This window comes from Fictibacillus sp. WQ 8-8 (genome assembly GCF_024494405.1).
Lineage (GTDB): Bacteria > Bacillota > Bacilli > Bacillales > Fictibacillaceae > Fictibacillus_C > Fictibacillus_C marinisediminis.
Map to the genome: position 1 here is coordinate 56,495 of NZ_JAMXKG010000009.1, position 21,185 is coordinate 77,679.

A 21,185-nucleotide genomic window follows, 5' to 3' on the forward strand; every position below is an offset into this window, starting at 1 on the left:
CCTGATTGGATAAAATACGATAAAACCTACCATTTTTGAGTTTGGCACGAGGCTTTAAACATGAAAAAACAGCCAAAGCTTTCATGAAAAAGTGTTAGGCTGCTTGTTTGTCTCTTAATTCGCTTAGATAAAAATCAATGTTAATCAACCTGCTGCACATATAAATATTAGTACATCCATTTACCTTTAACTTTTTTTACGCTTCATTGACTCTCCATGAGTCATTTGTTGGTTTAAGATTACACTGTACTTTTTCATCAATTCAGGACTATATTGATCAACCCAACACATAATCTTTGTATTTTCAAGTTTTATTGCACAAATACAAAAAAGATGACTGCGAAAAGCAATCGCCTTTATTAACGAAATTTTACGTAATTAAGTGGTTATTAAACTAGGCCGTTGTATGATCGGTATCTTCTCCCCTTAAATCAATGAGATTGGTCCCATGTGCTGTGGCCATTCCAGTGATTAAGGTAGTTGCCAGCAACAGCCCGCTCAAATCGAAATAGCCTAATATCCATTTGCGCTTCATCTTCTCGAAATCCACATGAGGCAGCATCTCAATTAGAAGTTCCCCGCCCCATGGAGGAATAATGATATCGATCCCTTCACTCTGCATCGTCTCGTTAAATTCATCGTCACGTGCTGCTGCATCTGCTGATTTGGCCTTGCTTTGTGTCCAAGGCGTCTTGCCGCTTTTTACTTGGAATCCTTCATCCTTCATTTGCTGAATGGCTTGTTTTAAAAGGTCATGAAGCTCAGGCTGTAAACCAGACGAAGGGGCTGTTACCCCAATAGTGGCTCCTTTTTTTAGATATGGATAGATGATCATTGCAGTCCCCCCTTTTATAGAGCTTTGTTCATGACGATCCGGTTTTCGTTAACTCTGAAACCATTTTTCTCGTAAAACGCTTGTGCCAATCCTTCCTTAGCTGTTAATAAATATAGACTTTGAATCTCTCTTCTTTTCAGTTCTACTTCAAACCCATTCAGCATTTTAGTGCCATAGCCCTTCCCTTGAATCTTGTTGTTTACACAGAGTTCAGCAATATAGAACGTTAAACCGTTATCGGTCTTTTTGCTGTTGCCCGCTATAAAGCCAATGAGCTGGCCGCTCTCATAAAATACATAACCGAGAAACTTCGGTGTATTCAGCAAATCGGATAACCTTTCCTTTGCCGTTTCAACGGTCCAGTTCTCATTCCAAGGACTGCTGTTAAAAACGTTTTGATACAGTTCAATACATGCATCCAGGTTTTCTTCTTTCATCAAAACACTTTGTATAGACACTACCATTCTTCCTTTCTTTTCACGGGTTATCTGCCAATTTCCCAAACTTTATCTTATATTCATTCTAATAGAGCTGGTACAATTTAGAAACTAAAAAAAGCAGCTAAGAAGCTGCTCGGGCAATCGGTATAGATCCGTTTATTGTACAAGTTTTTTTGCCGTTCTTTCTGGAAAAAACCATGCAATTAGGCAGCAAAAGTGTTTTCCCGATTAGCTTTAAAGTCGTCGCGTCAGATTTTTTTCAAGTCTGTAGGTTTTATGTTCAAAAAATTGGTTTTATGTTCAAAGAGCAATCATTTATTTTCAAACGGTTTATACGCGCCACTATTCGAAGGATTTCTACCTGTTTATTTTTTAAAAGATATCAAAAGTTCTCCACTCTCTCCTTTGTGCCACTTTTTGCATAACGCTTAACCAAACGACTAGAAATCATAGTTTTATAAACAATTTGTGATGACACAACACCCAGCAATGCCCCTGCTATTACATCGATGGGATAATGTACACCAACCCAAACGCGTGAAAAGGCGACGCAAAAAGCGAGCAGAAGACAAATGAAGCTTTCTTTCCTTCTGAAGAGCCAAATGGTGGTACAGATTGAAAAGAAGATTATGGCATGGTCACTTGGAAATGAATTATCAATTCCATGCTCGACCAGCTGATGCACGTTCGACAGTTCCGCAAAAGGCTGATGATGAGAATAGAGCAGACCTGCCAGTTTGCCAAGAATCTCTGCTATCCCACAACTCACCATCGCAAAAACAATCATCAGCCGGTTGCGGTTGGAGCGAGTGAAACAGTAGCCGATAACAAGGATCCCAAGTGCATAGAGCATATACTCCGCTAAAAACACCATGACTGGGTTTGCAGCGGAAAAACTGCCGGCCAGATCATTGATACTCCTAAAGGTTTCATTATTAAATTGTGTAAGTGTCATTTTTTGCCCCTTTTTTAATGATTTATCCTTTTTCCTCTATTTCTATTTTATGAGGGAACGAGGCTCACTTACCATGTGCAAACCTTACACTTTCTTACAATGATGTAAGGTTGCCATTAAAAAAGCGGAACCCTGAAAAAAGGTTCCACCCCCCTCGTTGTTTACTTCGTGATTGCTGCATATTTAGCTTTTGTCACGTTTTCTAAATCTCTCGGTGACAGGTCGATCTGCAGTCCAATCTTCCCTCCGCTTACGATGATGGTCTCCTGTGCTTTCGCCGCTTCTTCTATGATTGTAGGAAGCAGTTTTTTCATGCCTACAGGCGAGCAGCCCCCTCGAACATATCCTGTAACGGCCAGCAATTCTTTTACAGGAAGCATTTCCACTTTCTTTTCATCGACCGCTTTGGCCGCTTTCTTTAGGTCAAGCTCCGCTTCGACCGGAATTACAAAAACATAATATTCCTTGCCAGAGCCTTGGGCAACCAGTGTCTTGTATACAACCCCCGGTTCACGCCCTATTTTGTGAGCCACAGATACCCCATCAATCTTGCCGTCCTCTGTACTGTAACTCATATTTTCATAGTCTATTTTTTCCTTGTCCAGTATTCTCATCGCGTTCGTTTTGGTTTTTTTCATATCCTTCTCCTTATTTCCTGTTTCTTCTCATTATAAAGGACTGCTTAGATCTGCTACTTCTTTTCTCTTCGCCTGCAGCAAGGAAAAAGACAAGACAGCAGAAACCATAATTAGAGCAGCTCCAAGAATGTAAACGGCATGGATGTTGATTGCATCTGCTACAAAGCCCATTAAAAATATAGATAGGCTCGTAATGATGGACAATAGAATTCCCCTGCTGGCGTACACTTTGGGCAGATGTTCACTCTCAATGTTGGTTTGGAAAGCTGTTTGCTGTGCAACATCCCTGAGCTGATAGGCAGGTCCCATGGCCACACACAAAAGAAGTGCAAAGAACGGAACACTGTTTAAACCATATAAAAAGGTAAAAAGGCTGAACAGGAATGATCCTGCTGCCATGCTTAAGATCAGATGTTTCTGAATTCTTTTGGCCAGCCATAGGGTGCAAATTCCGCCTAGAATCGTTCCGGCATAATAGCTAGCGTTAATGAACCCCCACCATTGCTCGCCCCTATGTAAAACTTCTTTTACATAAATCAATGTCAGCGCACCGATCCAAATCGAGCCTGCCACTCCTTCAATAGCATCCATCAACATCACCATACGCAGGGATGGAATTTTCCACAAGTAGATCCAGCCCTCTTTCATTAGGGCCCATTTCGTTGAAGGGAAAGGTTTTACCTCCTCTTTCTCATAAAAATACCGGCCGCAAATGATTAAGCAGATTACCGCCAGCCACATGAGAGCAGCCGTCACGATCAATACAGGACTGTGCCCCCACTTAATGACTGCGTAACCTGTAAATGTGTATCCTGCAATCTGTACAGATTGGTTCGTAATCGCTAAAGAACTGTTTACTTTTACAAGTTCTTCCCTCAGAACTATTTTTGGTACGACCGAACTGAGGAAAGGGCTCCCCCATCCTTCAATGAAAGAAATGATGAGGATAAATGCAAGCAGCCATATAATATGAGAGGCAATCGAACCGAATCCGATAAGAAGCAAAGTGAGCAGCAGTGCTTTAATCCCCTGCAGACTAATGAGAAGTTTGCTGAATTTAAATTTATTCAGCAGCAATGGTGACGTAAATCCTGCAAAAAGACGGGCAACTGCCTGAAAAAGCGGGAATAATGAAGAGATTAATGCGGATCCCGTTTTTTGATAGATAAATGTCGTAACCGCCATGATATAGACCACGTCGGCTAAAGATATGCTCGTTTCTGCAATCCAGAAACTGATAAACGGAGTCCTTTGCATCAGCCGTTCATTCCTTTTTTTGTAATTTATATTTATTATAATATTATAAATATTTTCATTGAACAATGAGTATTTCCACATAAAAAAGCCTGGCACATAATATGCCAGACTGATTTTAATGCTGTTTTTTAGTTTTTGTATTCCATATAGACAGCATGTGTCACAAGGAAATCTTCCACGCCATGTTTTCCGTCCGCGCCGCCAAGGCCAGATTTTCTGCGGCCAGCGTGATAACCCTGGATGGCTTCAAAGTTTTCCCGGTTTACAAAGGTTTCACCAAATTTCAATTCATTGGCAGCCCTCATCGCTTCGTGCACGTTTTCCGTATAGATGGAAGAAGAAAGACCGTAATCGGAATCATTGGCCCATTCGATCGCCTCGTCAAGCGTTTTGTATGTGACCACCGGGAGAACAGGTCCAAATATTTCTTCTTGGATGATCTTCATATCCTGGGTGACATTCGTAATGACCGTCGGTTCGTAAAAGTATCCTTTTTCGATATTTGCCCGTTTGCCTCCTGTCAGCACTCTAGCACCGCTTTTCACAGCACCCTCTACCATCTCATGAACAGTTTCCAGACGGTTTTGGCTGACCAGAGGCCCCATTTCAGTATCTTTATCTGATGCCTTTCCTACATTTGTCTCTCTCATCGCATTCACCATTTTATCAATAAACGCATCGGCCACTTTTTCATGCACATAGACACGCTCAGCGTTCGTACAAGCCTGGCCAGCATTCGTAATTCTCGACGTTTTGATTTTCTCAACCGCCAGATCCAGATCGGCGTGTTCGGTGACAATAGCTGGTGCTTTTCCACCCAGCTCAAGATTCACTTTGGTAATGTTCTTCGCTGCCGCTTCCATCACTTTAGATCCGGCACCAACGCTTCCAGTCATGGTGACAATCCCTACTTTAGGATGAGTAGCCATCGCATTGCCGATCACTGAACCTTTGCCCGTTACAAAATTATAGACACCCGGAGGAATTTCATTCTTCATGCTGTCAATCAGCTTCGTGAATTCTGCTGCTGTGTTAGGCGTCTGCTGACTCGGCTTCAGGACGATGGAACAGCCTGTGATAAGAGCTGTTGCAACCTTTCTTGCCAAAATAAACACCGGAAAATTCCAAGGAACGATTCCTGCAACGACTCCGATCGGTTTACGGTATATAAAGATGTTTTCATTTGGCCGATCGCTCGGTACAATCTCGCCTTCGATACGGCGGGCCCATTCGGACATATAGTAAAAGTATTCAATCGCGGTATCGACCTCTCCTCCAGCTGCCTCTATGCTTTTTCCCTGTTCTTCTGACAGCAGTTTAACGAAAGTCTCGCGGTTCTCCTGAATTTTGTCTCCCAGTTTTCGGACAGCCTTGCCGCGCTGGATACTCGGGACTTTTTCCCATTTTTTCTGTCCTTCAAAAGCTGCTTCGATCGCTCGGTTGATGTCTTCTTCTGTTCCATTATATATGGTCGAAATCACCTCTTCAGTCGAGGGATTTACTACATCAATCGTTTCATTGGAAGTGGAAGATCCATATTCTCCATTAATATAGAGCTGATGTGGTTTCACTAAAAAATCCTCCCTTACTTATTTTAAGTGCACATCGTACTCTTCCACGTTTCTTCCTGGTTAAAACATTTCCATATATCGAAAACCTTCATACAAACTAGTATCCAATTCCCCCTTTTCTATAAAAACGCATGTCTCCTCCCCCTAAAGGCATACAGTAGAAAAGAGGACAAGGAAAGGGGTCAGACATGGAGTTCTTCATTTCATTCGCACATTTTATTTTTTTGGGACTGAGTCTGGCGGCTCCAATTGGGCCGATGAATATAGAGGTAATGAAACGCGGGCTGACACAAGGATTCCTTGCTTCCTGGTGTGTAGGGCTTGGAGGACTTACCGGGGATGTTCTTCTCCTTCTCGGCATTTATTTTGGCCTGGGTGAAATCATGCAGGTAAACTGGATACAAATAATCATGTACATAGTTGGCATTATTCTATTAATCTATCTAGGATTTCAGAGTATAGGTTCAGCCTTAATCTTTTCCTTAAAGCTAACTACAGAGAACGATATGAACCGGCGAAGTGCCTACCTAACAGGGTTAATGATCGCGCTTGCCAACCCCATTTCCCTCATTTTTTGGTTTGGTGTTTTCGGAACTTCCCTGAATATCTTAACCTCTTCCCACTCTGTTGTATTCTCTCTTGCCTGCAGTTTTGCCATTATTCTGGGTTTGTTCTTATGGAACCTCAATCTTGTATTTACCGTTCATTTCTCCAAACGGCTGATGAGCCCCAGTGTCATGCGGAGCTCTATGTTCCTGGCAGGCTTTTGTCTGCTTGGTTTTGCTTGCCACTTCACCGTCCAATTGTATAAATTAATAATATCATTGGTTTAAGAGGGGGATTCTGAATGGGAAATGTGTGGGATGCTGAAATGGTTGTATCACCTTTTATGGCAAAACAGCTCATTGAAGGTCAGTTCCCGGAACTTGCACCCGGAGAAGTCAATGAAATAGGCAAAGGGTTTGATAATACTGTTTATTCTGTAAATGGAAAATATATTTTCCGGTTTCCACGCCGAGCGATCGCGGTTCCCCTTTTAAAGACTGAAAACAAGTTGCTGCCGCCTTTAGCAGAAAAAATGCCGTTACGGATTGCCACACCCTGTTATTTTGGCTCACCCGTTCCAGATTTGTATCCCTGGCCTTTTACCGGCTACTATCTTATTCCCGGAAAACCGCCAGGCTGTTTATCTCATGCAGAACGAATAACCTCAGCGGTGCCGCTAGGCCGTTTTCTTCGGGCACTTCATGCGTTTCCGGCAGAACAGGCAAAGTCCCTGCAAGTGCCTTATGATGAGCTGGACCGATTAGGTGTCGAGAATCGCCGTCCAAAGCTGCTTGGCTTTTTAAACGAAATTAGGGACCTTCAGCTTTATGAACGAGTGGATGATCTTGAGCAAATCGTTCAAGATACAGAACCGCACGAAACGGCTGGACATGAAGTTCTCGTACATGGAGATCTGCATATCCGCAACATAACAGTGGATGCTAATGGGAAAGTTTCGGGAATCATTGACTGGGGAGACGTACATATTGGTCATCCTGCAGTGGACCTGTCCATCGTCTACAGTTTTCTTCCTCCAGAAGGCCGGGAGATGTTCTTTCATGTATATGGCGAAATAGACCTTCAGACCCAAGAACTCGCAAGGTTTAAGGCTCTCTATACGACCGTTCTTCTTATGCTTTACGGACATGGCCATCAGGATGCAGAATTAATAAAAGCCGCTGGTCAAAGCTTGGACCTCCTTCGCTTGTGACCGGCGGCTTTTTTGTTATTTAACGTCTGGAACGATTTCCTCAAGTGGTTCGTGAATTGGAAAACCCAGCAGGATGGTTGTTCCTTTGCCTTCATCACTTTTCAACAATGCCGGAATCAAAAAAGGAAATCCAGCCAGCTTTCCTTTTTAATTCGCCTCTCCATTAAAAGAAGAGTCCTCTTGTTCCTTTTTATGCTTCATATGCTCCACATGGGCTGCGCCCCAATAGTGCATAGCATCCATAATCGGCCCTAAGCTTTTGCCGTATTCGGTAATGGAGTATTCTACTTTCGGTGGGATTTGGGGATAGACCACCCTTTGTACAATATCCTGCTCTTCTAATTCACGCAGGTGAAGCGTCAGCATGCGCTGGGTAATATCCGGCATTAACCTTCGTAATTCGTTAAACCTTAAAATATCACCGGAAAGCAGATGCTGAATGATGATCGGTTTCCACTTTCCCACGATCATATCGAGTGCCACAACCACCTGACATTGTTCTGGATTTTTCTTCATAAAGCGGCCCTCCGTTTTACAGTACCTTTTTTTATACTATACCACATGAATGTGCCTACTTCACAAATCTGCGCCTATGATTAATAATTGCTAATGCAGGGAAATTACAATAACTGCTCTATATCACAACCAGAAAAGGTGGAATACACTATGGCAAAAGTATTATATATTACAGCCCACCCGCATAATGAAACTCAATCTTTCAGTATGGCTGCAGGTAAGGCTTTTATCGACACTTATAAAGAAGTGAATGCAGACGACGAAGTGGTGCATATCGACCTTTATAAAGAAAACATTCCGCAAATTGACGCTGACGTATTCAGCGGCTGGGGAAAACTTCAAAGCGGAAAAGGGTTTGAAGAACTATCTGCTGAAGAGAAAACAAAAGTACAGCGTCTTGGTGAACTGAGCGAAAAGTTCGTTGAAGCCGATAAATACGTTTTCGTTACACCATTGTGGAACTTCTCTTTCCCGCCAGTTATGAAAGCTTATCTTGATTCAGTAGCTGTTGCAGGTAAATCATTCAAATATACAGAACAAGGACCAGTTGGTCTTTTAACGGACAAGAAAGCTCTTCATATTCAAGCTCGCGGCGGTGTTTACTCAGAAGGCCCAGCTGCTGATCTTGAAATGGGGCATCGTTATTTGAGTGTAATGATGAACTTCTTCGGGGTTCCTTCATTGGAAGGAGTATTTATTGAAGGGCATGCTGCTATGCCTGATAAGGCTCAAGAAATTAAAGAAAACGGTATTGCACGTGCGAAGGATGCCGCACATACATTTTAAGTTGATAGAAAAACAAGGCGGTTCTTTTAGAAACCCCCTTGTTTTTTTTTTAGGTTTTGTTAAAGGCATACTGTTGATTTCCTTTTATAATGGGCAGCGCATACTGATGCTTAAAAGAGGCCCTCAAGCCTTTTTCCCAAAATAATAAGGGGTGTTAGCTGGCGATGATAAGAGCCGGCTAATTTGTGAAACAAATGAAGCGCCCGAAAAGCAGAAGGTTAAAAGCTTGCTTACACCCTTCTGCTTTTCAAAAGGCGATTCAATCACACCTCACTAGTTAATCAACAACATTGACTAGCAGAGCTTTTTATTAAAATAAAATCTGGTCAAACGCTTCTTTTAGGTAACTGTTCAGCAAAGGAATCGTAAACTCCTTGTCATACCGTTCGGAAGCCACCCGGCCGCCGTCCCATCCGAGTGTATCAAGTTCCCCCACTTCTCCCTCATCCTTTAGCTGTACCAGGATTGTGCCGTTCGGAGTCCGTTCAAAACTGAGCACTGTCTGTTTAATCATAATTTGTGCAAAAACACCTGGCACTGCTTCATTTATTCGAATATTGATCTCATCTGTTTTTTCTTCCACAATTCTTAATTTGAACTTCATATCACTAAAGAAAACATTGATGGAATGCTGAGTTTTATCAATATGAACTCTTGCTTTATGGTCCAAAATGTACATTTCCTTAACCTTTTGGATAAGTTTTTCAGAGTATGACATAATCCACCTGCCTTTATCTTTCTAAGGCATTACATTCGATAAAAAAGGAAGTTTTTCCTTCTCCATTTTTGTCTCTTTTTCAGTTGGCGCGTCATTTTTTGTCCATGTTATACATTCCTCTTCTAAGGGGTAAAATACAAGCTGTGAATTATTACAAGCAAATTGTTTTATCATATTATTTTGATTGTGTTACTATGGTTTTGTTTTTAACTTTTAAAATTACAGGAGGGAACTTGTCCATGCCACATCTTTTTTCTCCACTTACCATCAAGGATATAACACTTCGAAACAGAATTGGGGTTTCTCCCATGTGCCAATACAGTGCTGAGGATGGAATGCCGAATGACTGGCATTTTGTTCACTTAGGTTCACGCGCTGTTGGCGGAGCGGGTCTGGTTATAGTAGAAGCTACAGCGGTAGAAGCCCGAGGCAGAATTTCGCCAGAAGATCTTGGCATCTATACAGATCAGCACATTGAACCATTTAAACGTATCACCCGTTTCATAAAAGAACATGGAGCTGTACCTGGCATCCAGCTGGCACATGCCGGAAGAAAAGCCTCTACCTACAGTCCTTGGAAACAAAAAGAAGCATCTGCTGCTGGAGTTCCGAACGAACAAGGCGGCTGGGATGTGGTCGGCCCAAGCGCGATCCCTTTTAGTGATGGATACAAAAAACCTAAAGAATTAAGTGTAGAAGAAATTAAAGAGATTCAGGAAAACTTCAGGCTTGCAACCATCAGAGCACGGGAAGCGGGCTTCGAATGGATGGAATTCCACGGAGCTCATGGCTATTTGGCTCACAGCTTCTATTCGCCCGTCTCAAACAAACGGACTGATGAATACGGCGGCAGCTTCGAAAACCGTATTCGCTTTTTCATCGAGACCGTTCGTGTGATGAGAAAAGAATGGCCGGAAATCCTTCCTTTCACTGTCCGCATTTCCTCTTCAGACTGGGTAGATGACGGCTGGACGCTTGAGGATTCCATCGAGCTGGCCAAGCTGCTGAAAGATGAAGGAGTAGACCTGATTGATTGCAGTTCCGGCGGTAATCTGCCGAAAGCGCCGATTCCTGTCGGCGCCGGCTATCAGAATCTTTTTGCTGAAAAAATCCGCGAACAAGCCGGTATTCCGACTGCAGCTGTAGGTTTGATCACACAAGGCATGCAGGCTGATGAAATCATCCGCAACGAAAAAGCAGATCTTGTACTGCTTGCACGGGAGCTCCTTCGTGATCCATATTGGCCATTGCGTGCCGCCGAAACGGTTCATCAAAAAGAAGCACTTGATATCCCTGTACAATACGAGCGGGGCTGGTAAAAAAGAAAAGCGCAAGCGACCAGAGACGAAAAGAGCATTTGTTTTCGTCCTTCGAGAACCAGGAGTGAAATTAGATTCATATTTCATCCTTTATGCTGGAGCTAGACATTGCTTCTATGGCCCATCCAAAAAAACCGGAAAGGACGTTATGTCCTTGCCGGTTTTTTTTATTTGGTTCTATAAAAAGCCCAGAAAAGCGATCAGCAAGCTTCCTCCGAAAACAATTAATAACAGGATGACGAACCATTTGACCCACGGCTGTGACTTTTTAGGAAAGCCATCAATCGAGCGCGCTTCTGCTGGTAACCTGCTGCGATATCCTGATGTTTGATGGCATCGTTAAACGGTTCGTTTACATGAACCGTTATATCTTCTGTTCAATCTCATTAGATTCATCCTTCATCACTTATAAACCATGATCGTTTGCAGCGGCTCAAAACCCATTTTTTCGTAAATGCCTTTCGCAAAATTGGCGTCAAATACATTGAGCCTAACTTCTTCATACCCTTTTTCCTTTAACTCACTGATTCCTGCCTCGACTAGTTTTTTAGAGAGTCCTCTTCCCCTATAATCCGGCAGTATGTAGACGTCGTAAATAAAACCGATCTCTTTTTCAGTAAAATAATCCGTATTATGGCCAATCATGATCCAGCCGCCTACTTTATCCCGATCTTTGTATACGAGGTGATACGCCCCCTTTTCCACGATAGCGGTAAGCATATGCTCTGCCTTTTCCTGCGTTAGAACCCCAGTCCCTTGCAATCCTTCATTTGCAGAAAGAGCAGCATTGGATAGTATGTACGCTGTTTCCTCACGGTTCGCTTGTTCAATCATGTTTTAAACCTCCTGCATCTTTTTTTATTGATTCTTCAAACAGGAAGTATATCCTTCTCATTAATAGATTTTATTCCCATTTACCAATACATAGGATTAAATTATGGTTTTCGGTTATGGCCCAAACTTATTTTTTATATAGTTTAAGGAAGGATTCTTGGAGGTGATACCGTGGCCGTTGTGCAAGCCAGCAGTTCAGATATTACGTTGTTAGCCCGATTGCTTCGAGCGGAAGGAGAAGGAGAAGGCGTCCGGGGAATGCAGCTGGTTGGAAATGTTGGTATTAACAGGATCCGTGCCAATTGTTCCGATTTTAGAGGGCTGAGGACGATTCCCCAGATGATTTACCAGCCCCATGCGTTTGAGGCCGTAACACACGGATATTTTTATCAAGCAGCAAGATCGAGTGAAAAACGTCTGGCAAAACGCGCCATTAATGGAGAAAGATACTGGCCGGCAAAATATAGCTTATGGTATTTCAGACCGCAGGGAAATTGTCCGTCTACCTGGTATGGCCAGCCGTTTGTTGCCAGATATAAACTCCATTGCTTCTATCAGCCCACTCCTGAAGAGTGCGACAATGTTTACAATACATTTTAAATCTTTTTGCAGGCTGTGGATCACTCAAACAGCCTGCTTCTTCTAGTTTAACAAATATTTCTTGTTTAACAAGAACGTTTGTTCGTATATTGTAGGTATGTAAGCCAACTAAAGGACTATTTTCTGAAGGAATCATAGATGATGATGGTGAACTGCATAATCTTTCGTTGGTGCCAGGCACTGTTGCCTGACACTTTTAATGAAACGTCATGTTTTCAATGGCCTGTTTCACATTTCCATAGACTTTGATAGAAGTAAAATCAATGCCGGCATTTACAATTCTGCTGGCCAATTCAGGACGTATCCCTGTTACTGCAATATCAATTCCAAGGAGAGCCAAAACACTGTGTACAGTAAAGATGTGCCTTGCCACTTCAGTATCAATGGTAACAATTCCTGAAAAATCAAGTATCAGATAATTGACACCCAATGGAGAAATCTTTGGAACCACGCGATTTAGCAAGTGGTCGGATCGATTCGAGTCAATCGTCCCGATTAAAGGAAGAATCGCAATTCCGTCTTGGATGGGTACAATAGGTGTGGATAATTCCTTGATTTCTTTTTGTGCTTCTTGTATAACACTGTCTTTATAGCGTTCAAAAGCAAACACCGTTTCATTCATGCTTAGATCCAGCATCTGATTCACCCGTTTAATGACCATGACTACTTCTCGAGTGTTTAATCCGAATTCTATGCCAACTCGCGTTACAAAATCCGAAAAAACCATACGAGTATCAGGATAACGTATAATAATTTTAGAGATATTGAGCTGGCTTCTTGCAGCTGCTTCTCCGTTAGCCTTACTCCATGACAATAGAGCATCAGGAACAGAGCCTTCCTGACAATCTAGGGATTGTGCTAAAAAAACAAAAAACTCATCATACATTAATTTAGCTTGCTTGATCTCCTCTTCTGGAACATCAAAATGAAAACTGCCGATGATCTCATCAACAATGTTTGAAGAGAGTGTGCCAGAGTTCTCCAATAGATAGTTAGCCATAGGGATGATTGAGTTCATGAACATACACTCCTATATTTTTTATATCATTCAGCATGCTAAAATTGAAATCAGAGTTTGATAGATAAGCAAAGTAAATTTTTAACCCTGTAAACTACTAAAACCTATTATAGCGTATTTTGTCGCAATTGTAAGATTTTCTTAGAATTGGAATGAAAACGTTCGCTCTCTGCCCGTTTTTGTCTTCAATGTGATACCATATGAATTAAAAAGGTGAGATTATGAGGATGGAAGGTGAACACTTCTTTTTGAAGCCTCTTGACACTTCACATTCAGAAGCAATGCTTCAGTTAGAGCTTGATAATCGTGAATTTTTTCAAAAATATACCCCGTTTAGAGATCCTGAGTTCTATACTTTGGAAGGACAGCGAGAACGGCTGAATGTGATCAAGAGCATGCAAGAACTGGATCATCAGTACAGTTTCGGCATCCAATTAAAAGAATCCGGAAAACTCATTGGTGATATTTCATTGTTCAAGATTGAACGCGAACCTGCTCAAACCGGAATGCTTGGCTACTGTCTTGATCAACATTACAATGGAAAAGGGTATATGACGCAGATCGTCAAACTGATGATTTCGTATGCATTCGAAGTCCAGAAGCTTCACCGCATCGAAGCGGGTGTCATGCCGCACAACAAAGGTTCCATCCGGGTATTAGAAAAAGCAGGATTTCATAAAGAAGGTATTGCTGTAAAATCTGTAAAAATAAACGGCAGCTGGGAAGATCATCAGATGCTTGCCATCATTAACAATGCTGAATAAAGCACATAAAAAGACCGCTCTATGAATGAGCGGTCTTCCGCTTTTTATATATAAGAAAGCATATAATTCTGCTTGCATAGAAGTAATTTCTAGCTCTAGCGCCCAGGGCTGAAAACGAATTTCAGTTTTCAGCTTAAGTCCTCGGAGGACGAATTGAAAATCACTTTCGCTTTTCTTATAAAAGGTCTTCCTTCTAAAGACACCACACCTGTTTGGTTATGTGAGCCAGCTTTGAATCTTATATTTATTATTCTACAGGAGCAGGAAGATAGACAGTGAAAATCGTCCCTTTTTGCGGTTCGCTCTCGATCTCTATCCGGCCTTCATGCATCTCTACAATCTTTTTTACGATGGACAATCCTAATCCGCTTCCTTCAGATGCTCTGTTTCTGGATTTATCCGATTTGAAGAATCGTTCAAAGATATGAATTTGATCTTTTTCTGAAATTCCGATCCCGTTATCCTGAACGGAAACCGAAATTTCACCTTCTCTTCTTTTCAGTATGAGCCGAATCATCCCGCTTCTTGGTGTAAATTTAATACTGTTGTATAGGAGGTTAAGCCATACTTGATTCAGGAGATCCTGATCCCCTGTCACGTTTACCTTCTCTAAAGAATGCTGTAATTCTATACCTTTTTCAACCAAAGAAGGTTCACACGATAGAATGGCATGCTTTAGCTGAACATCCAGTTCATAGTCCACCTTCTCTACAGGGTGGCGGTCAGATTCGAGCGAAGTTAATTTTAATAGATTATCACTTAGCTTAGAGAGCCGTTTGCTTTCCTTTTCAATAATGTACAGATAATGCTTCCGATCTTCCGGCTCCAATTTGTCGTTTTGCAGAACCTTGGCAAAGCCCCGGATTGATGTTAATGGCGACTGGATCTCATGAGAAACGTTCGAAATAAATTCCTGACGCATCGTCTCCAGGCTCTGCAGTTCCTTTGCCATTACGTTAATATTATCGGCAAGATCAGCGATAACATGGCCTTTCCTCATTTCAGTTCGAATACTGACACTGAAATCTCCTTGAGCAATTTGTTTAACCGCATCGTTCATCAAATTAAAAATGTTCATCCCGCTGCGCCGCTGCTTTCTGCCAATCAGATGGGCGATTACTCCAAAGAAAAGAAGTCCAAGAACAGAACCTGTTAAATAGACAAGCAGAGATGAGGGGTAATAACCCATCCCTTTATAGAGGAAGGGTGTTAGATAAAAGAAACCTGACCAGCACAGAAACAAAAGACCGAGAATCCCGAAAAAGCCCAGGGTATGGAGGAGCATGTTTAATGCCTTATTCTCATGCCTATTCATGTTCCGCTCTCCAATCGGTATCCCAGTCCCCATACCGTACTGATTTTAATCCCCGCTTCCTCCTCTGTAAAACGTGCGCGCAGCCGTTTAATATGGACGTCCACCGTCCTGTCATCCCCTTCATAATCCGGTCCCCATACTTGCTGAATCAGCTGTTCCCTCGAAAAGGTTTTCCCGGGATAGCTCGCAAGCAAGAACAACAGCTCGAATTCTTTTAAAGGAAGAGAATACACCAGCTTTCCGGCTGTCACGTTGTGCGTGTTTTTATCGATGGACAGCTTCCCTGCTTTCACTGTGTTGGATGCTGAAATGTTATAGCGTTTTAACAAAGCCTTTACCCGGACAACAAGCTCTGCAGGTTCAAACGGCTTCACAACATAATCGTCCGTTCCAAGCTGAAATCCTTTTACTTTTTCCTTCGTCTCTCCTTTTGCTGTAAGCATGAGCAAAGGAAAATCATAATAAGCCCTGACTTTCTCTGCTAATTCCCATCCATCCAATTTTGGCATCATGATGTCTAAGATCATCAGGTCAACGGAGGCGGTCTCCAGTATGCTCAATGCTTCCTCCCCATCCTCAGCGTAGCGCATTTCAAATCCTTCATTCTTTAAAATGGCTCCGACCAATTGCCGAATATGGCTGTCATCATCCACAACTAAGATCCTGGCCATACACCTCATCCTTTGCTTCTTTATCTTGTTTATGAAGCTGCTGAAGAGCGAACTCCCTATAGAGATCATGAGACTGAAACAGCGCCTGATGTGTTCCTGTTCCTGTAATTTCTCCTTTTTCCAAAAAGATAATCTGTTCCGAATCCACTACCGTTGATAACCGGTGGGCGATAACGATCGTAGTTCTTCCAGCCATCAGATTGTTTAATGCTTGCTGAACGACAATCTCTGACTTGCTGTCAAGGCTGGAGGTGGCTTCATCGAGCATCAGAATCTGCGGATCACGCAGCAAAGCACGTGCAATACCGATTCGCTGCCGCTGTCCTCCTGAGAGCTTAATGCCACGCTCTCCTACCTCGGTATCAAAGCCGTCGGGCAGATCGTTAATAAATTGATCAGCATATGCCATCATTGCCACTTTTTGAAGTTCGTCTTCACTCACCTTCCGATCCAGCCCGTAGCAGATGTTATCTCTTATTGTTCCCACAATGATCGGGCTCTCCTGGGAAACATAGCCGATTTTACTTCTCCATGATGCTAGCGTGAATTGATCAATCGGTGTTTCTCCTAATTTAATTTCACCGCCATTAGGTTTATAATAACGCTCAAACAATGAAAATAAAGTGGTTTTACCGCTGCCGCTCGGTCCCACGATCGCCGTCACTTTTCCCGGTTCTACAGAAAAACTGACTCCTTTCAGAATCTCCTCATCTTTATATGCAAAACGCAGGTTCTCCACATGCAGGGTTTGATCGACTTGCAGCAATTCTCGGCCAGATGCATAGTCCTCTTCTTCATGGTCGAGCAGCGTGATGATTCGTTCTGTCGCTCCTTTTGCTTTTTGAAGCTCTGTAAAAAACATCGCGAATTGAGTCATCGGCAGAATGATCTGAAACAAGTACAGAAGATAAGCAACCAGTGATCCGGCACTTAACGCTCCACTTGAGACCCTCATACCCCCATATCCTATGATGACGACAAGCAGAAGCATAAGAATAAGCGAAATGACCGGTCCGAGCATCGCCTGGTACTTACCTTCTTTAATCCCAAAACGAAGGAGGTTCTGAATACCTTCCTTGCCGTTGTTATACTCCGTTACCTCTGCATTTGAAGATTTTACAAGACGGACTTCCATAAGGACTTTACTCAGAATGGCAGTAAATCTGGCATTCTCATCTTGTGTGGCCTTTGAGATTCTATGCATTTGCTTTCCGATCGGAATAATGACCAGCATGGCTACAGGTACGATAACCAGTGTGATAAGTGTCAGCTTCCAATCTAAAATTAAAAGAAAAATCACGGAACCGACTACCGAGATGATGCCGTTAATAAAATTCGTAAAATGCTCGGACGCCAGATTTTTAATCACAGCCGTATCGTTCGTCATTCGGCTGATCGTTTCCCCGGTCTGGTGATTATCATAAAAAGGAATCGGCAGGGAGATAAATAGACGGATATCCCCCCTGCCGCTGCCCGTGCGAGCAGTACAGCAGCCAGCAGTGCGATCTGCGCAGCGTTTAATGTGGATAATGAAAATTTATCTACAAAGTTTTTCGTGAAAAGCGGAACACATAGACCGACAAGTGTCGTAATGACACTCATGAGGATGGCCATACTCAGTTTCAGTTTTGGCGGGTTGGTCTTTTTTATTAAATCAATAAACTGCTTCGAGCTTACGTTATTCTCTTTTTTCAAAGTTCATCACCTTCATTGGTAAAATTTGTTTCCTTTCATACCTTTACTATACCTGAAAGAAATGAACAAAGTATGAACGGCAGACGGAGCTGTTTAATATTTTTGTTGAATGTCTAAAATGTCCCATATTTACTCCCATCACTGGACAAGCTGATATAGTTAAGACATCCCAACAACCCCTTTTCATATTTAGACGTAATAACCCGGCAAACAGAGTTTTTTGACAAATTTTTTTGTCAAAAGCCCTGGCCGGGTCTTTTTTTGTTCTCGTTTCATGTATCCGCTTACACGCAGAACTGTTATAGTTTTTCTCGATCTGATAGTTGTACAGATTTCCCGCCGGCTTGTTTTCATTTGTGAAAATCAAGATGTTTTATGATACAATACCTATAAATCAAAATATTCTAATAATAAAACAGTACAAAAATAAAGGAATGACAGCTAAGAAACGGAAGGTGAGATGATGACAACAATCTTAGAATCAGCAAAATCAGAACACAGCAGTTCACCCCTTCGCCGGGATGTTAAATCTCTCGGCCAGCTGCTGGGGAATGTCCTTGTTCAGCAAGGCGGACAGGCACTGCTTGATAAAGTTGAAAAAATTAGAGAAATGACAAAATCTCTTAGAAACAATGATGAATTATCCTATCAGGAGCTGAAAAATGAGATTGCCAGCTTAAAGCACCCTGAGCGCCAGCAAGTCATACGGGCGTTTGCCGTCTATTTCCATCTTGTTAATATCGCTGAACAAAACCACCGCATACGGCGCAGACGGGAGTACCAGCTCAAGGATGGGCACCAGCCTGGGTCACTGGAGTACACAGTCACCCAGTTTAAAGAAAACGGCATCGACGCTGAGATCATTAAAAACGTCATTGAAAAACTGTCGATGGAGCTGATTATTACTGCCCATCCGACAGAAGCGACACGACGGAGTGTGCTGGAGATCCATAAACGGATCGCTCTTTTGCTTCACCAGCTCGACCAGACCGTTCTTACACCCCGTGAGCGGGAAGAGCTCAATGAAAAACTGTTTAACGAGATCACCATCCTGTGGCAGACCGATGAATTGCGTGACAGAAAACCGACCGTGATGGACGAAGTTGCGAACGGGCTTTACTATTTCGATGAAACATTGTTTGAAGTCCTTCCTCAGATTCATCAGGAGCTTGAAGAAACGCTGCAGGAGCATTATTCAGCTGAAGACTGGCATGTGCCGAACATTCTGCGATTCGGTTCTTGGATTGGCGGTGACCGTGACGGCAATCCCAACGTTACTCCAGAGTTAACATGGGAAACATTAAAGAAACATCGTAAACTGGCACTGCGAAAATATCATACATCGCTGACGAATTTAATGAAACAGATGAGCCAATCTTCTAAACAGGTCGCCATATCCAAAGAATTAACAGACTCCATTCATGAGGAGTTATCCATTCTAAAAGATGGAGAACAGTGGAAGATCGAACATGAGGCCTATCGGTGCAAAATGGCCATCATGCTGAAAAAGTTAGAACGGGTCGGAAAACCGAAAGAAGGGTATCAAAGTTCTGAGGAGTTCTTGGAAGACTTGCAGCTTATTAAACGCAGTCTTCTTGGACATTCTCCGGATGGATTCAGGCTTAAAAGCCTTGACCAGCTCATTCGGCAGGTAGAATTATTCGGTTTTCATCTGGCCACGCTCGATATCCGCAATCACAGCGGAGAGCATGAAGCGGCAATTACTGAGATCTTCCATTCTGTAAATCTGGCTGCTGACTATTCTCGTCTGGATGAAGAAGAAAAAGTAGAGCTGTTAGGGAAAGTATTACAGGATCCCAGGCCTTTGCTTCTTCCTTTCGCTGAAGATTATTCTAAAGAAACAAGTCAGATGATTGATGTCTTCCGGATGATTAATAAAGCCCATGAGGAATTTGGAGATCGCTCCATCGAAGTGTATTTGGTCAGTATGACGGAATCGGTAAGTGATCTGCTGGAAGTTCTTGTACTCGCAAAAGAAGCGGGAGTTTATCGCCTTCATGCTGACGGGCGAGTTGAAAGCAATCTGAATGTCGCTCCCCTGCTGGAAACGATTGATGATCTTGTTTCCGGACCTGCCATTATGAAAAAGCTGTTTTCAATGGACTTTTACCAGAATCAGCTGAAACAGCATGGAAACGTTCAGGAAATCATGCTTGGTTACTCCGATGGAAGCAAGGATGGCGGTACCCTGACGGCCAACTGGAAGCTATACAAGGCTCAGCAGGAAATCCATGAGGTGGCTGATCAATACAATGTCCGTTTAAAATTCTTCCATGGCCGCGGGGGTTCATTAGGACGCGGGGGCGGCCCGCTGTATCGAAGCATCCTCTCTCAGCCAGCCGAAACATTGGGAGACGGATTTAAGATTACTGAACAAGGTGAAGTGCTGTCCTCAAGGTATTCCTTATATGACATTGCCTACAGGAGCCTTGAACAAGCAACTTCAACATTGCTTTCTGCAGCCGCTAATGCTTCAACAGATGCACAGCAAAACGACAGCAGGACAAAAGCATGGGAAGATGTCATGGAAGGCATCTCTTCCGCATCACTTATGAAATACCAAGAGCTTGTCTTCAATGATCCTGATTTCCTTACGTACTTTAAACAAGCGACTCCTCTTCCTGAATTGGGATCTCTCAATATCGGATCCCGTCCTATGAGCCGTAAAGGAAGCGAACGTTTTGAAGACCTGCGTGCCATTCCTTGGGTGTTCGCATGGACCCAAAGCCGTCAGCTCCTTCCAGCCTGGTATGCGGCAGGAACAGGACTGCAGCATTATATGGAAAACAATGACCAACTCAACCTTCTCCAGCAAATGTACAATGATTGGCCGTTCTTCCGTTCGACCATTGATAATTTGCAAATGGCCTTGATGAAAGCTGACTTAACCGCTGCACGAGAATATACGGGGATGGTGAAAGACCAGGAGATGGCTAAACGTATATTTTCCGAAATTGAAAATGAGTACCACCGCACAACTGAAGCCATCCTGCTTATCACACAGCAGGATCATTTGATGGATCAGCTGCCAAACATCAAAGAATCCATCAGACTAAGAAACCCATATGTAGATCCACTCAGCTTCCTGCAGGTAGAATTGATTTCTAAGCTGCGTGAAGACGAGCAACTGGATGAAGATCTGTTAAGAGAAGCGCTGCTCACCATTAATGGAATTGCAGCCGGGCTCCGAAACACAGGATGATCCTCAGGACACCGCCACTAGTTGGCGGTGTCTTTTTACGTTCTTATGTAATCGTTATGTGAAATTTTATGGATACTGTGAAAAAAACACGTAAGTTCAAGCAGATATTCATTTCTTCTTTTTATTCCTGTAAAGGCACGTTTATAATTCCCTTTTAAAATAGCATGTGTAAATCGTTTTAGAAAATGCTAATTCACGAAGGGAGCATGAACACCTCAGTTCATTACTCAATCCAGACATAGCCAGTATTTGGCGGATTTCTTTTTGTGTCCAT

19 protein-coding genes and 2 pseudogenes are annotated in these 21,185 nt (G+C 42.7%); 8 read left to right on the forward strand and 13 right to left on the reverse strand.

Annotated elements, in window-relative coordinates:
- Window positions 1-397 precede the first annotated feature (397 nt).
- From M1K46_RS18685 to aldA, 6 genes and pseudogenes are all read right to left on the reverse strand, one after another.
- Window positions 398-835, reverse strand: a pseudogene (locus M1K46_RS18685) (LD-carboxypeptidase); the annotation flags it as partial.
- A gap of 14 nt (window positions 836-849) precedes the next feature.
- A complete protein-coding gene (locus M1K46_RS18690) occupies window positions 850-1,293 on the reverse strand; it encodes a GNAT family N-acetyltransferase (protein ID WP_375162217.1) in 444 nt (147 codons plus the stop codon).
- A 364-nt stretch (window positions 1,294-1,657) separates the two neighbouring features.
- Complete coding sequence (locus M1K46_RS18695; protein WP_256227219.1) at window positions 1,658-2,230, reverse strand: undecaprenyl-diphosphatase; 573 nt, start codon at window positions 2,228-2,230, stop codon at window positions 1,658-1,660.
- Between the two features lie 161 nt (window positions 2,231-2,391).
- Window positions 2,392-2,868 carry a Cys-tRNA(Pro) deacylase gene (gene ybaK, locus M1K46_RS18700; RefSeq protein ID WP_062235823.1) on the reverse strand — a complete coding sequence of 159 codons (477 nt, stop codon included), beginning with the start codon at window positions 2,866-2,868 and terminating at the stop codon, window positions 2,392-2,394.
- Between the two features lie 30 nt (window positions 2,869-2,898).
- The gene (locus M1K46_RS18705; RefSeq protein WP_256227220.1) at window positions 2,899-4,125 is read right to left on the reverse strand and encodes an MFS transporter; all 1,227 of its coding nucleotides are present in this window, start codon (window positions 4,123-4,125) and stop codon (window positions 2,899-2,901) included.
- A gap of 128 nt (window positions 4,126-4,253) precedes the next feature.
- Window positions 4,254-5,696 carry an aldehyde dehydrogenase gene (gene aldA, locus M1K46_RS18710; protein WP_256227221.1) on the reverse strand — a complete coding sequence of 481 codons (1,443 nt, stop codon included), beginning with the start codon at window positions 5,694-5,696 and terminating at the stop codon, window positions 4,254-4,256.
- Between the two features lie 188 nt (window positions 5,697-5,884).
- On the opposite strand from aldA, the gene M1K46_RS18715 reads away from it, so the two are divergent.
- A complete protein-coding gene (locus M1K46_RS18715; RefSeq protein WP_256227222.1) occupies window positions 5,885-6,529 on the forward strand; it encodes a LysE family translocator in 645 nt (214 codons plus the stop codon).
- 14 nt (window positions 6,530-6,543) lie between these two features.
- Complete coding sequence (locus M1K46_RS18720; RefSeq protein WP_256227223.1) at window positions 6,544-7,452, forward strand: phosphotransferase; 909 nt, start codon at window positions 6,544-6,546, stop codon at window positions 7,450-7,452.
- Window positions 7,453-7,599: 147 nt separating this feature from the next.
- Here the strand turns inward: M1K46_RS18720 and M1K46_RS18725 are convergent, their stop codons facing one another.
- Entirely contained in the window at window positions 7,600-7,968 is a 369-nt protein-coding gene (locus tag M1K46_RS18725; RefSeq protein WP_053355233.1) for a winged helix-turn-helix transcriptional regulator, read from the reverse strand.
- A 150-nt stretch (window positions 7,969-8,118) separates the two neighbouring features.
- On the opposite strand from M1K46_RS18725, the gene M1K46_RS18730 reads away from it, so the two are divergent.
- Complete coding sequence (locus M1K46_RS18730) at window positions 8,119-8,754, forward strand: FMN-dependent NADH-azoreductase (protein WP_053355234.1); 636 nt, start codon at window positions 8,119-8,121, stop codon at window positions 8,752-8,754.
- Window positions 8,755-9,064: 310 nt separating this feature from the next.
- On the opposite strand, the gene M1K46_RS18735 is transcribed toward M1K46_RS18730, so the two are convergent.
- Entirely contained in the window at window positions 9,065-9,472 is a 408-nt protein-coding gene (locus M1K46_RS18735; RefSeq protein WP_053355235.1) for a hypothetical protein, read from the reverse strand.
- A gap of 239 nt (window positions 9,473-9,711) precedes the next feature.
- Here M1K46_RS18735 and M1K46_RS18740 point away from each other — a divergent pair, with 239 nt between their 5' ends.
- Both M1K46_RS18740 and M1K46_RS18745 read left to right on the forward strand, forming a co-directional pair.
- The gene (locus tag M1K46_RS18740; RefSeq protein ID WP_062235837.1) at window positions 9,712-10,791 is read left to right on the forward strand and encodes an NADH:flavin oxidoreductase/NADH oxidase; all 1,080 of its coding nucleotides are present in this window, start codon (window positions 9,712-9,714) and stop codon (window positions 10,789-10,791) included.
- A 64-nt stretch (window positions 10,792-10,855) separates the two neighbouring features.
- Window positions 10,856-11,122, forward strand: a complete 267-nt coding sequence (locus M1K46_RS18745) for a hypothetical protein (protein ID WP_256227224.1) — start codon at window positions 10,856-10,858, stop codon at window positions 11,120-11,122.
- Window positions 11,123-11,193: 71 nt separating this feature from the next.
- Here M1K46_RS18745 and M1K46_RS18750 read toward each other — a convergent pair whose 3' ends face one another.
- Window positions 11,194-11,625: a GNAT family N-acetyltransferase gene (locus M1K46_RS18750; RefSeq protein WP_256227225.1), complete on the reverse strand. Its 432-nt coding sequence runs from the start codon at window positions 11,623-11,625 to the stop codon at window positions 11,194-11,196.
- A gap of 171 nt (window positions 11,626-11,796) precedes the next feature.
- Here M1K46_RS18750 and M1K46_RS18755 point away from each other — a divergent pair, with 171 nt between their 5' ends.
- Window positions 11,797-12,225: a cell wall hydrolase gene (locus tag M1K46_RS18755; RefSeq protein WP_256227226.1), complete on the forward strand. Its 429-nt coding sequence runs from the start codon at window positions 11,797-11,799 to the stop codon at window positions 12,223-12,225.
- Window positions 12,226-12,421: 196 nt separating this feature from the next.
- Here the strand turns inward: M1K46_RS18755 and M1K46_RS18760 are convergent, their stop codons facing one another.
- Window positions 12,422-13,243 (reverse strand): STAS domain-containing protein, encoded by an 822-nt coding sequence (locus M1K46_RS18760; protein WP_256227227.1) that lies wholly within the window; start codon window positions 13,241-13,243, stop codon window positions 12,422-12,424.
- Between the two features lie 227 nt (window positions 13,244-13,470).
- On the opposite strand from M1K46_RS18760, the gene M1K46_RS18765 reads away from it, so the two are divergent.
- The gene (locus M1K46_RS18765; RefSeq protein WP_375162218.1) at window positions 13,471-14,007 is read left to right on the forward strand and encodes a GNAT family N-acetyltransferase; all 537 of its coding nucleotides are present in this window, start codon (window positions 13,471-13,473) and stop codon (window positions 14,005-14,007) included.
- Window positions 14,008-14,254: 247 nt separating this feature from the next.
- Here M1K46_RS18765 and M1K46_RS18770 read toward each other — a convergent pair whose 3' ends face one another.
- The 3 genes and pseudogenes from M1K46_RS18770 to M1K46_RS18780 form a co-directional block, all read right to left on the reverse strand.
- Complete coding sequence (locus tag M1K46_RS18770; protein WP_256227229.1) at window positions 14,255-15,322, reverse strand: sensor histidine kinase; 1,068 nt, start codon at window positions 15,320-15,322, stop codon at window positions 14,255-14,257.
- Window positions 15,319-15,993 (reverse strand): response regulator transcription factor, encoded by a 675-nt coding sequence (locus tag M1K46_RS18775; RefSeq protein WP_256227230.1) that lies wholly within the window; start codon window positions 15,991-15,993, stop codon window positions 15,319-15,321. The genes M1K46_RS18770 and M1K46_RS18775 overlap by 4 nt, the downstream gene beginning before the upstream one ends.
- Window positions 15,968-17,688: pseudogene (locus M1K46_RS18780) on the reverse strand (ABC transporter ATP-binding protein). Before M1K46_RS18780 ends, M1K46_RS18775 begins: the two are co-directional and overlap by 26 nt.
- Window positions 17,689-18,151: 463 nt before the next feature.
- Between M1K46_RS18780 and ppc the strand changes: the two are divergent.
- Window positions 18,152-20,911, forward strand: coding sequence for a phosphoenolpyruvate carboxylase (gene ppc / locus M1K46_RS18785; protein ID WP_256227231.1), 2,760 nt, complete (start codon window positions 18,152-18,154; stop codon window positions 20,909-20,911).
- Window positions 20,912-21,185: the final 274 nt, after the last annotated feature.